This window comes from Limosilactobacillus sp. (genome assembly GCF_022482365.1).
Lineage (GTDB): Bacteria > Bacillota > Bacilli > Lactobacillales > Lactobacillaceae > Limosilactobacillus.
In genome coordinates, this window is sequence record NZ_JAKVPE010000001.1 from 2157566 (window position 1) to 2169586 (window position 12021).

Annotated in this window: 12 protein-coding genes and 1 pseudogene; all 13 read left to right on the forward strand. The window is 43.1% G+C overall.

The window, feature by feature from the left end; genetic code table 11:
* Nucleotides 1-90: 90 nt before the first annotated feature.
* Nucleotides 91-848, forward strand: a protein-coding gene (locus tag LKE23_RS10145; protein ID WP_404820088.1) for an IS5 family transposase whose coding sequence is annotated in 2 segments (ribosomal slippage) — nucleotides 91-409 and nucleotides 409-848 — 759 coding nt in all. Because the reading frame shifts where the segments join, the coding sequence is not laid out codon by codon here.
* 169 nt (nucleotides 849-1017) lie between these two features.
* Nucleotides 1018-2442 carry an amino acid permease gene (locus LKE23_RS10150; RefSeq protein ID WP_291977225.1) on the forward strand — a complete coding sequence of 475 codons (1425 nt, stop codon included), beginning with the start codon at nucleotides 1018-1020 and terminating at the stop codon, nucleotides 2440-2442.
* Nucleotides 2443-2445: 3 nt separating this feature from the next.
* Nucleotides 2446-2874, forward strand: coding sequence for a universal stress protein (locus LKE23_RS10155; protein ID WP_047767248.1), 429 nt, complete (start codon nucleotides 2446-2448; stop codon nucleotides 2872-2874).
* 281 nt (nucleotides 2875-3155) lie between these two features.
* On the forward strand, nucleotides 3156-3440 hold the full coding sequence (locus tag LKE23_RS10160; RefSeq protein ID WP_053002995.1) for a hypothetical protein: 285 nt from the start codon (nucleotides 3156-3158) through the stop codon (nucleotides 3438-3440).
* Nucleotides 3441-3450: 10 nt separating this feature from the next.
* A pseudogene (locus LKE23_RS10165) lies at nucleotides 3451-4268 on the forward strand (aldo/keto reductase).
* Between the two features lie 59 nt (nucleotides 4269-4327).
* Nucleotides 4328-5482: a THUMP domain-containing class I SAM-dependent RNA methyltransferase gene (locus tag LKE23_RS10170; protein WP_291977227.1), complete on the forward strand. Its 1155-nt coding sequence runs from the start codon at nucleotides 4328-4330 to the stop codon at nucleotides 5480-5482.
* 436 nt (nucleotides 5483-5918) lie between these two features.
* On the forward strand, nucleotides 5919-6938 hold the full coding sequence (locus LKE23_RS10175; protein WP_291977228.1) for an LCP family protein: 1020 nt from the start codon (nucleotides 5919-5921) through the stop codon (nucleotides 6936-6938).
* 10 nt (nucleotides 6939-6948) lie between these two features.
* Complete coding sequence (locus tag LKE23_RS10180) at nucleotides 6949-7740, forward strand: YveK family protein (RefSeq protein ID WP_291977229.1); 792 nt, start codon at nucleotides 6949-6951, stop codon at nucleotides 7738-7740.
* 12 nt (nucleotides 7741-7752) lie between these two features.
* A complete protein-coding gene (locus LKE23_RS10185) occupies nucleotides 7753-8508 on the forward strand; it encodes a CpsD/CapB family tyrosine-protein kinase (protein ID WP_291977230.1) in 756 nt (251 codons plus the stop codon).
* Complete coding sequence (locus tag LKE23_RS10190) at nucleotides 8508-9281, forward strand: tyrosine-protein phosphatase (RefSeq protein ID WP_291977231.1); 774 nt, start codon at nucleotides 8508-8510, stop codon at nucleotides 9279-9281. The genes LKE23_RS10185 and LKE23_RS10190 overlap by 1 nt, the downstream gene beginning before the upstream one ends.
* Nucleotides 9282-9300: 19 nt before the next feature.
* Nucleotides 9301-10239 carry a GDP-mannose 4,6-dehydratase gene (locus LKE23_RS10195; RefSeq protein ID WP_291977232.1) on the forward strand — a complete coding sequence of 313 codons (939 nt, stop codon included), beginning with the start codon at nucleotides 9301-9303 and terminating at the stop codon, nucleotides 10237-10239.
* Between the two features lie 13 nt (nucleotides 10240-10252).
* Nucleotides 10253-10912, forward strand: a complete 660-nt coding sequence (locus LKE23_RS10200; RefSeq protein ID WP_291977233.1) for a sugar transferase — start codon at nucleotides 10253-10255, stop codon at nucleotides 10910-10912.
* Nucleotide 10913: 1 nt separating this feature from the next.
* Nucleotides 10914-12020, forward strand: a complete 1107-nt coding sequence (locus tag LKE23_RS10205; protein ID WP_291977234.1) for a glycosyltransferase family 4 protein — start codon at nucleotides 10914-10916, stop codon at nucleotides 12018-12020.
* Nucleotide 12021 lies beyond the last annotated feature (1 nt).

Consider the following 12021-nt stretch of genomic DNA (forward strand, 5'->3'; position numbering starts at 1 on the left):
TAGCCAAAGTTCCGGTATAATCTGGTTAAAAAACAAGAAATGAGGAATCACCGCATGACTAAGCCTCCATTAACCACTAATCGACACGCCATCTCTGATGAAAAGTGGCAGCAAATTGAAAAGCTCTTTCCCGCCTATACCACTGGTCGACCACCCAAGTTAAGTAATCGAGCGGCTTTAAATGCCGTGCTCTGGCAACTCAAGGTCGGCTCACCCTGGCGAGACTTGCCTACCGAGTTTGGTTCTTGGAAAACCGTTTATAGCCGGTTCCGAAAGTGGACGGATAGTGGTCTCTTCGAACAGATCTTCAAAATCATTTGTGAGGACGACGATCCCGACATGGAAAATGTCAGCCTGGACTCGACGACCATTCGGGTCCATCAAAAGGGCACTGGGGCTCAAAAAAATCCCGCTGCACAGTAGAAAATCAAGCGATCGGCCGCAGTGCCGGGGGCCTCACGACCAAAATTCATGTCGTCGTTGATGGCCTGGGGAACCCGCTCAAAATGATCCTCACGGGTGGTCAAGTTCACGACAGTCAAGTTGCGCAACCCTTAATCAGTCAGTTAAAAATTGCCGGCGTCAATGTGATTGCGGATAAAGCCTATGGCAGTGAGGCTTTTCGCCAATACTTGGAAGCTGAGGAAGGCACCTATACCATTCCGCCCAAGAGTAACGCTAAAGAGAAATGGCCGGTGGACTACTACGTGTATCGTGAACGGCACTTAATTGAAAACTTCTTCAATCAACTGAAGAACTTCTGGCGAATTGCGACCCGCTATGACAAGTTAGCTCACGTTTATTTAGAACGCGTTTACTTGGCGGCGATTCTGATTCGCCTGAAATAAAGTTTTCAGACGGACCCTTGACTATTCGTAGAAATAATAAAAGTGTCATCTCTAGGGGGTGTTTTGAATAGGAACATATTCAACGACGGAAAAATTAATCACACGTTACTTTCTTTACAAATTACAAAAAAATGATAAAATGATTAGAAAAAGGAAAGAAAGTGAACATATGTCATCATTATTCCGTAAAAAAGATATTAATGATCTTGTTAAACACGCCTCACCTTTAAAGCGCACCTTAAAAACTTGGGATCTAACTTTTTTAGGTATTGGTGCCATCATAGGGACTGGAATCTTTGTTCTAACTGGTAAAGGAGCCCTAACAGCTGGGCCTGCCTTGGCTTTATCATTTTTTATGGCAGCTATATGTTGTGGCTTTGCTGGATTATGCTATGCTGAATTTGCTTCAATGGCTCCGGTTGCCGGATCCGCCTACACATATTCATACATTGCATTTGGTGAAATTATTGCTTTTATTATTGGATGGGATTTAATCTTAGAGTATGCTCTTGGCGCGGCAACTGTTTCAGTTGGTTGGTCTGGTTATTTTACTAATTTATTAAGTAATATGGGAATCCGTATTCCCACCTTATTAACTGCTGCAATAGGAACAACTCCTGGAGTCAATACAATTTTTAACTTACCAGCCTTTTTAATTGTCCTAGTTATTACTTGGATTATTTCAATTGGGATTACTCAAACTAAGCGAGTTAATGACACAATGGTTCTAGTTAAACTAGCAGTTATTGTTTTATTTATTATTTGTACAATTTGGTTTATTAAGCCACAAAATTGGCATCCTTTTAGTCCATTTGGTTGGTATTCTTATCACAATGGAACTGCATCTGGTATTATTCCAGCTGCATCTATTGTGTTCTTCTCTTTCATCGGATTTGATGCCGTATCTTCCAGTGCTGAGGAAACTATCAATCCTAGTAAGACATTACCACGGGGAATTTTACTGTCATTATTAATTTCAACGATACTTTATATCATTATGACATTGACTATGACTGGTGTTGTTAAATATACTATTTTTATTAAGTATTTAAATGCTCCTATTTTAGCTGTTTTAGCCAAAACGGGACAAACTTGGTTATCCATTATTGTTAGCGTGGGGGCTATTTTAGGCATGACTACCGTTATTTTGGTTCAACTATATGGGCAATCAAGAATTAGTTACTCAATGTCGAGAGATGGTCTATTTCCCAAATTCTTTGGTCAAGTCGATCAAAAACATCAAACTCCCTTTAAAGGAACTTGGTTTTTTGGAATTATTACAGCGTTAGCAAGTGGATTTATCAATTTAAATATTTTATCAGAATTGGTCAATATCGGAACTTTAACTGCTTTTATTTTAGTTTCTGCCGGAGTTCTTCTAATGCGTCGTACCCATCCTGAAATCCATCGAGGCTTTCGGGCACCAGGAGTTCCAATTACCCCAATTATTGCAATTATTTTTTGTATTACGCTTATAGCCGGACTAAATTGGGAAACTTGGCTACGATTTGTAGTTTGGCTGGCAATCGGTATGGCTATTTACTTTGGCTATGGTAGACGCCATGCAACTATTAAGGATAAAAAGGGAGAATGACATATGACTTATAAGCGAATATTAGTTGGCTTAGATGGTTCAGAACAAGCTGATCGAGCTTTTAAGGTAGGATGTGATTTATCAAAATCTTTATCAGCTACACTTTATATAATTTGGATTGTTAATCGTGATCGTGGTATGGATTCTTCTTTTGGTGTTAATGAAGATTTTTATCGAGATCTGTATAATCAAATCACGCAAAGAATTAAACCATATGTTGATCAAGCACAGGCTCAAAAACTTAATGTTGTTAGTAAGGTTTTAGTTGGAAACATCAAGGTCATATTGGCTAAAGAGTTTCCCCAAGAAAATCAAATTGATTTAATCATATTAGGAAATACTGGCATTAATGTAGTTGAGAAAATGATTCAGGGATCACATAGCGGTTATGTCGTTCGGCATTCCTCCTGTGACGTCCTAATTGTTAAGTAAATAATTTAATTTCCATGATTAATTACATTTCAGTGTAAAGATTTCGGTACTGTGCCCTGTCAAGTTTACACTTTAAAACAGACTAAGGGGTATTGTACGGTCCGAATTCATTCGAATGCTGAAGACTTTTTGCGTCTAGTGGGAATCGTTTCCGATTACTGACTAGATATGTTAAATTTAATAAAAAAGGTGGGACGAAAATAAAATTAGAAGTAACTGATCATGCCGCAAGCTGGTTGAAAGACCACTTGGGCCTCCATGAAGGAGACCAACTAGCCTTTGTGGCGGAGAAAGGGCCGACGGGTGTCAAGGTCAAATACCAAGTGCCAACTGAACCGGGTCAGGCAGTCGCAAAGGTGGTCAAAGCTGGGGTCACCTACTACATCGATTTTAGTGATGAGTGGTACTTTTCTGGAAAGGTGACCACCGTCGATTATGAAAAGCAAAGGGGGATTAGCTACCACTTTGCGGCGGAAAATGATGATTTGAAGATTGTCAAGGGCAACGTAGTTCAGGCGGATAGCACGACGGCGGCGTCACGGGACTTTGAAGATTTTTGGGAATAGGATGGTAATAATGAAGGAGGTTAAACTAAATAACGGGATTATCATGCCCGCAGTGGGGTACGGAACCTACCAAACGGCACCGGAGGAGACAACGAAAAATGTCCTCTTGGCCCTGCAGACGGGGTACCGCCTAATTGACACGGCCCAGTATTATGGCAACGAGGCTGAGGTCGGCGAGGCCTTGACTGAGAGTGGGCTGGCCAGAGACCAGGTCTTTGTCACCACCAAGGTGCAGACTAGTGGCTACGCGGCCACCAAGGCAGGCTTAGACGAATCGTTGCGACGGTTTAACCATGACTACTTTGACCTGGTGATCATCCACTGGCCGACCGGGAACGATGACGAGACCTACCGGGCACTAGAAGACGCCTACCAGGACGGCAAGGTGCGGCAATCGGCCTCAGTAACTTCAACGCTTCCCAGGTCCAAGCGATTATCGATGGAGCAACCGTGGCCCCGGCGATTGACCAGATTGAAACCCACCTGCTCTGGCAGCAAAAGCGGATGCACGCCTATTTGATGAGCAGGGGGATGGTTCACGAGTCTTATGCACCACTGGGTGAGAACCAGCCCGGCTTTTTGGATCAGCCGGTTTTGCAGAAGGTGGCGGCGCGTTACCATAGGACACCGGCCCAGGTTACCCTGCGCTTCTTAAACCAGGAAGGGATCGTTGTGATTCCAAAGGCCCTGGACCCGCAGCATATGGCAGATAACTTAGCGATTTTTGATTTTACCTTAGCCCCGGCTGATGTGCGGCTGCTGGAAAGCTTGGATAAGCGGCAGGCAATTGTCGGCTGGCCAGCAACGATGCAGGAGGACCAGTATTAGCATTCTTTATGCTCATCGGGTAAAATAGGGTTAACATTGAATAACGAGGAGATTTGATTTTGCAAAAATATCAATTAATGGCAACGGCGGCGGCCGGGATTGAGGCCCTGGTCGGCAAGGAACTCCGCCAGTTAGGTTACGAAGCCAAGGTTGAAAACGGCCGGGTGCGCTTTACCGGCGACATGCGGGACATTTTAACCACCAACCTGTGGCTCCGGACGGCGGACCGGATCAAGATTATTGTCGGCGAGTTTCCTGCCCGGACCTTTGATGAGCTCTTTGAAAACACGACGGCGTTGCCCTGGGAAGAATTCCTCCCGGTCGATGCCGAATTCCCGGTGGAGGGCCGCAGTCACCATTCTCAGCTCCATAATGTTCCCAGCGTTCAGGCGATCGTAAAAAAGGCAATTGTCCAGCGGCTGAGCAGGGTGTATCACCGGCGGACACGGTTGCCAGAAACAGGGAACCTGTACCCGCTAGAAGTTGTAATTAACAAGGACCAGGTAATGTTGACCCTGGATACGACGGGAGAGAGCCTGTTCAAGCGGGGCTACCGGAAGAATAAAGGGGGCGCTCCCTTGAAGGAAAACATGGCGGCAGCGTTGGTGATGCTTGCCCACTGGTTTCCTGATAACCCGTTTGTGGATCCGGTTTGTGGTTCAGGAACGATTCCAATCGAGGCCGCTTTACTGGGACATAACATTGCTCCGGGGATCAACCGGGCCTTTGCGTGTGAGCAGTGGGTTAACTTGATGCCAGCGGGCTTATCTGATGACGTCCGTGATGAGGCTGATGATAAGGCGGATTATGATGTCAAACTCGACATCCATGGTTATGATATTGACCAAAACATGGTGGAGATTGCTGAAGAGAACTGTCGGGCCGCTGGATTGACCCATGACATTACCTTTAAGCAATTGGCGCTAAAGGACTGGCGGACTGACAAGTATAACGGGGTCATCGTGGCCAACCCGCCATACGGGGAACGGCTGAGTGACCATGCGGCCGTCCACGAATTGTACCGGCAGATGGGGGAGCTCTACCGACCACTGACGACCTGGAGCAAGTACATTTTGACCGCCGATTTGGAATTTGAGAAGTACTACGGGGCAAAGGCAACCAAGCGGCGGAAGCTGTATAATGGTGCTTTGCGGACCGACCTTTTCCAATTCTGGGGTCATAAGGACCGGAGTAAGTTTAGGACAGTGAGATGATATACAAATAGGAAAACCGGTTAGAAAATATGGAATAATTATTTTAAGTTAGCTTAACGGCTGGCTTTTTTGTATGCACCAAAAGATTACGTGGTAAGACATAAATTGGCATATTGAAGGAGTAATTTTTGCCTAGAAAGCCTCCTTATCGGACGTTAAATTAAATGAATTTTAAAAAATTTTGCCTTTTCTTATCGGTGGCGAAAAATTAATTTTGGCACCGTAGCAATATCATTTTAAGCCCGTTAGCATGATATTGCACCCACTTAAATAGGTAAAGTAATTTAATTATCAACTGAAAAATTGGATTTCAAAATACCCAAACCTTAAATTATTGGTGATTTGTAAGTCGTGACCAGGAGGAATAAAATATAAGTTGTTAAAAAATTATTAAAAGTGTTTTTACGTATACGAAGAAATTAGGAGAAGACAGTCGATGTCAGAGAACAATGATACTAAAGATGAATTAGCGGGTCAGCAGTCGTTGAATGAACAAGTTGTTCGTCATCACCACCACCACCGCCATCATCGTCACCACCACCGGCGACGGATACTGAAGAATATCTTTTGGTGGGCCGTGGGGATTCTCCTGCTTTTTGCGATTTTCTTTGCAACAATTGCATGGCGAAACCTGAAAGTCACGACGAATGACATGTACAACAGCGCCGGCATCACTAAACAGCGTGATGCCGATAAGGTGCTTGCAAAGCGGCGGCCGGTATCGATCCTCTTACTGGGGACTGATACAGGGGCCCTTGGGCGAAACTACAAGGGGCGGACAGATACCATGATGGTAATGACCCTTAATCCCAAGAAGAAGACGACCACGATCGTCAGCCTGCCGCGGGACATGAAGGTCGACCTCCCTGGTTACCCTGATGAGTCACCGGCTAAGATCAACGCCGCCTACACATTTGGCGGGGTAAAAGAGAGTGTCAAGGTTGTTCACCAGCATTTCAATATCCCAATCGATTACTACGTCCTGGTCAATATGGGCGGCCTGGAAAAGGCAATTAACCAGGTTGGTGGGGTTGATGTAAAGTCACCACTGACCTTCACATACGGTGGTGTTTCCTTCAAGAAGGGAACGACCTATCATCTGAATGGGAAGAACGCGTTGAAGTTTAGCCGGATGCGTTATGACGATCCGCAGGGTGACTACGGACGGCAACAACGGCAACGGTTGATCATCACCGCTTTATTGAAGAAGTCCATCTCTTATGAGACGGTTCTCAACCGGCAATTCTTAAAGTCAATTGCTGACAGTTCACAAACAGACCTGACTTTTAAGAATATGGTCACGCTAGCCAAGGACTACCGCCAGGCAAATGCCAAGGTGGTCCAAGACCACGCCCAAGGACGGGGCCAAAACGATGATGGCCAGGACTTTGAAGTAGTACCAAGTGCCGAACAGGAGCGGGTAACGACCCTGCTCCAGAATAGTTTGAAAAATTAAGGAGTAGACAATGACGGATTCACAAAACGAAGCAACGAATACGATTGACCTTCACCGGTTACTGGTGATTATTCGCAATAATTACCTGATGCTGATTTTATGGACAGTCTTGATTGCCGTGTTAGGCTTTGCCGTGGCAAAGTTTGCGGTAATTCCGAAATATACGGCTAATACAGAAATACTGGTCAACCAAAAGCACAGTAATAGCAACGGTCAGGCATATAACGACCAGCAGGCCGATGTCCAGATCATCAATACCTACAAGGACATCATCACGAATAACGTGATCTTGGAGCAGACCAGTAATGAGCTGAATAGTAGTAGTCAGGTGGCTAAGGAATATGGTCGCAATTACAATGTTCCCGCTAGTCAACTGAAAAAGGGCATCAAGATCAGTAACGAACAGAATTCGCAAGTCTTTTCAGTAGCGGTAACGACCGATGACCCACAGAAGTCAGCAGCAACCGCCAACACGATTGCGTCCGTCTTCAAGAAGCGGATCAAGAAGATGATGAGTGTCAACAACGTCACGATTGTGTCGCGGGCATCGGCACCATCTGCGCCGTCCTTCCCGAACGTTAAGTTGTTCACCCTGGCCGGGGCAATCTTGGGACTTTTAGCTTCCTTTATTTACTTGATTATCAAGGAACTGATGGATACCGCGGTTAACTCTGATGAATTCATGGTTGATGAGTTAGGGTTAACGAACCTGGGACACATCGATCACATTCATCTTGACCGGAAAAAGGAAACACTTAACAGTAAACAGCGTTCAAATACAAGCGCAAGGCGTCGGGTTTAAGGAGGTCAGAAAATGTCTTTATTTCACCGCAAAAATAAGAATTCAACCGACACAATGGATAACGGGGTTAAGCTAATTACTGCTGTCCACCCGAAGAGTGTTATTTCCGAACAGTTCCGGACAATTCGGACTAACATTAGTTTCATGTCGATTGATAAAACAATCAAGACCTTAGCATTCACCTCCGCCAATGTTTCTGAAGGAAAATCGACGGTCGCTGATAATATGGCCGTGGTTTTTGCCCAAAATGGGAAGCATGTTCTGCTAGTCGACACCGACTTACGGCGGCCGACGTTGAGCCGCACCTTTGGGATTGATGGTCGGGAAGGACTGACTTCAATCCTAAACAGCCAGGAACACTCCATCGACTTAGCGCGGATTATTAAGCCAAGCGAGATTGATGGCCTCGACCTCTTATCAAGTGGGCCAATCCCACCGAACCCGGCAGAATTGTTAGGCTCTCACCGGATGCAGACCTTCTTGAAAGCCGTCCGGGAAAATTATGACCTGGTAATCCTGGATGTGCCACCAATGCTGGAAGTTACGGATACCCAAGTGATTTCCCATAGCCTGGATGCCGTTGTGATGGTCATTCGGCAGGGGAGCACCCAAAAGATGGCCGCACGGCGGTCGGTTGAACTTCTGAAGATGGCCCATGCTAACCTACTGGGATACGTGATGAACGCCGTTGATAACAAGGGCGATAGTGCCTACGGATATGGCTACGGTTACGGCTATGGATATGGTTATGGTGAAGGTGATAAGTAATGGTCATGGTGGATTTGCACTGCCACCTGTTACCTGGCATCGATGATGGTTCGAAAAGCACGGCGATTTCGCTCCGTCTCGCCCGGGAGGCAACGGAAAACGGGATAACGCATGCGTTGTTGACGCCGCACCATATGAATGGTCGTTACGTGAACCATAAGCAGGACGTTATAAAGCGGACAGCGGCTTTTCAAAAAGAGATTGACGCACACCAGATTCCGCTGACGGTTTTTCCGGGACAGGAAGTGCGAATCAACGGTGATTTGCTGACGGCGTTGGATAAGGACGATATTTTGTTTGCCGATACTGGTAACCGGTATTTGATGCTAGAGTTCCCGGATGACGATGTGCCGCATTACACTGGTCAGATGATTTTTGACTTGCAACAGCGGGGAATCATTCCGGTAATTGTCCACCCGGAGCGGAACACGATGATTATGGCAAGACCAGAATTACTGCACGAGCTGCTGGAAAAGGGATGTCTGTCGCAGATAACGGCGAGCTCGTATGTGGGAACCTTTGGTAAGAAGGTTGAACGTTTTAGCAAGCAACTGATTGCGGCCGGTCAGGGCTATGTATTTGCTTCGGATGCCCATGACCTGCCAGGACGGAAGTATGAGATGCGACAAGCGTTTGAAAAGCTGCGTCGCGAGTTTGGCGAAGGGCTTGCAAAACGTTATGCGACGAATGCCCGGGCAATTATTAATGGGGATGATGTCCCACAGAACGTGGTAAGAGCTGTGAAGAAAAAGAAGAGGTTTTGGATATTTTAGTTAATTAATGGGGGATTCTATGATTAAAGTATTAATAACCGGTGGGGCTGGTTTTATAGGTTCAACTTTAGCTCACAAACTTGTTAGGAATAATAGTAAAGTCGTTATTGTAGATGATTTATCGATGGGGCGTTTGCAGAACCTCTCAGATATTAGTGATAAGATAACCTTTTTCAAACATAATGTTTGCGATGAAGACTTTATGCATAAGCTTCTTTTAAAATGGAACTTTGACTACATATATTATTTGGCTGCGGTATCCAGTGTTGCAGATTCGATTGTTCGGCCTTGGTATACACACCTTGTAAATCAGGAATCGGTAATAAATACATTAGAGTTTATCCGGACTAACCACTTGCCAATTAAAAAGTTCTTGTTTACATCTTCAGCTGCAGTTTATGGAAATGCTGCAGACTTTCCGAAGACAGAAGAATCGCATGTAGATCCCCTTACCCCCTATGCAATTGATAAATATGCTTCTGAACGTTATACGGTTGATTTCGGTAAACTATATGACATACCGACAGTTGCTGTTCGCTTTTTCAACGTTTATGGACCAAGACAGAACCCAAATTCGGAATATTCCGGCGTCCTATCAATTGTGACAAAATGCCTTAAAGAAAATAAGCCATTTGTCCTTTACGGCGATGGATCTCAAACCCGCGATTTTGTTTATGTTGAAGATGTTGTCGATGCACTGATTAAGATTTCAGAAGAGACAGACAAGCCAACTGTGTATAATATTGCAAATGGTAACGAAACACCATTGATTGATGTCGTTCATACATATGAGGATATTGCGAGAAAAAAGTTAAACATTATTCAGAAAGAAGCTCGTCAGGGTGACATTAGTAAGTCACGTGCAGATGTTTCTAAGCTTAAGAAAATTGGCTTTGAACCGCAGTGGTCGCTTCACGATGGCCTAAGCAATTATTGGAAGTATTATTCAGAAAACTAGCAGGAGGATTATTTTGCAAGCTTCAGTAGAGAAGACAGCCAGTCCAGAGAACGGTTACACATTCTTGAAACATATTGGGAAACCATTTCCTAAGTCGAAGTTGGTTGGTAAGAGAATCTGTGATGTTGTCTTTGGAGTGATTTTTGGGATTATTAGTTTACCAATTATTTTCATTTTTGCAATTTTAATTAATTTAAATTCAAAGGGTCCGGTGTTCTTTAAGCAGAAACGAGTTGGTTACTTGGGTAAGCCAATTACAATTGTTAAATTAAGGTCAATGCGTAATGATGCCGAAAAGAAGACTGGTGCTGTTTGGGCGAAAAAAAATGATCCACGGGTTACTTCAGTTGGGTGTTTTATGCGGAAGACGCGGATTGACGAATTACCACAGTTTTGGAGCATCATTAAGGGGGATATGAGCTTAGTTGGTCCGCGGCCGGAGCGATTTGTTCTTACTCAGAAATTTTATGAAGAATGGCCGGATTTTCCGCGCCGCTTACGAATTATTCCCGGATTAACTGGTTATGCTCAAGTTAATGGAGGATATGATCTTAATCCTAATGAAAAATCTAAATTAGATAATTATTATATTGAACATTATTCCTTAAAGTTCGATTTCAAAATTGCTTTGAAAACATTTAGAATTATTTTTACGGGTGATGGAGCTAGATAAGATGAAGAAAATACTCTATTTTATTACAACTTCTGAATGGGGAGGTGCCTCTCGTTACGTATATGAATTGTGTAAATACGAAAAATTTAGAGGCAATGAGGTATATTTAGTTGTTGGGTCTCAAGGAAAGCTTTCTGATAAAGTTAGTAAATTAGGTGTAAAGGTATTTATAGTTGAATCAGTTAAAAGGAATATAGACCCGCTGAATGATTTTGAATCAATTTTCAAGGTGCGGAAATTAGTAAAAAAAATAAAGCCCGACATTGTTCATCTTAATTCTTCTAAGGCAGGTATAATTGGGAGAATTGCTTGTAAAGGTATAAAAACTAAGGTAGTATTTACGGTCCACGGATGGTCGTTTACTGATGGAATACCATCTGCATTTAAGAGAAAATTATTTAGAAATGTTGAAAAAGTAGTTAGTGGTTTTACTGACTTGTTTATTTGTGTTTCTAATTATGATGAAAAGATTGGTATGAGAGATGGAGTGCTGAATACAAATAGCAATGTAAGGGTTATCCATAATGGATCAAAGGCACCACGAGAAAATAATGTTAATTATTCTGTGCATTCACCAATCCGATTAGTTATGGTTGCTAGATTTTCACCTCAGAAAGATCATGAAACTTTGATTAAAGCAGTTGCAAAATTACCTAAAGATAGTTATGAATTAACCTTTGTAGGTAATGGTGAAACATTGCAATATAATAAAAAATTAGTTTCTCAATATGGGCTAACTAATAATGTTAAATTTGTAGGATTTAAAGACGATATAAGTGAATACCTCATTAATAATGATATATATATATTGTCTACTCATTACGAAGGGTTACCAATTAGTATTATAGAAGCTATGAGTTATGGATTACCTGTTTTAGCAACAAATGTAGGTGGAAACTCAGAATTGGTAGAAAACAATATTAATGGTTTCTTATTTACCTCTAAAAGTGAACTTATTGATAAGCTCACTTTTATTATAAATAATCCTGGAATAATAAAAAAGATGGGTAAGCAGAGCTATCGTATTTTTAGTGATAAATATTATCTATCAAGTTGTTTAAATAAAGTTGATAATGCCTATGCAAAATTAATAGACAATCGGAGTTAAA

Excerpts from the sequence above, each read along its gene's own strand:
- LKE23_RS10150 (WP_291977225.1), top strand. The coding sequence starts at position 1,018 with ATGTCATCATTATTCCGTAAAAAAGATATTAATGATCTTGTTAAACAC.
- LKE23_RS10155 (WP_047767248.1), top strand. The coding sequence starts at position 2,446 with ATGACTTATAAGCGAATATTAGTTGGCTTAGATGGTTCAGAACAAGCT.
- LKE23_RS10175 (WP_291977228.1), top strand. The coding sequence starts at position 5,919 with ATGTCAGAGAACAATGATACTAAAGATGAATTAGCGGGTCAGCAGTCG.
- LKE23_RS10180 (WP_291977229.1), top strand. The coding sequence starts at position 6,949 with ATGACGGATTCACAAAACGAAGCAACGAATACGATTGACCTTCACCGG.
- LKE23_RS10185 (WP_291977230.1), top strand. The coding sequence starts at position 7,753 with ATGTCTTTATTTCACCGCAAAAATAAGAATTCAACCGACACAATGGAT.
- LKE23_RS10190 (WP_291977231.1), top strand. The coding sequence starts at position 8,508 with ATGGTCATGGTGGATTTGCACTGCCACCTGTTACCTGGCATCGATGAT.
- LKE23_RS10195 (WP_291977232.1), top strand. The coding sequence starts at position 9,301 with ATGATTAAAGTATTAATAACCGGTGGGGCTGGTTTTATAGGTTCAACT.
- LKE23_RS10205 (WP_291977234.1), top strand. The coding sequence starts at position 10,914 with ATGAAGAAAATACTCTATTTTATTACAACTTCTGAATGGGGAGGTGCC.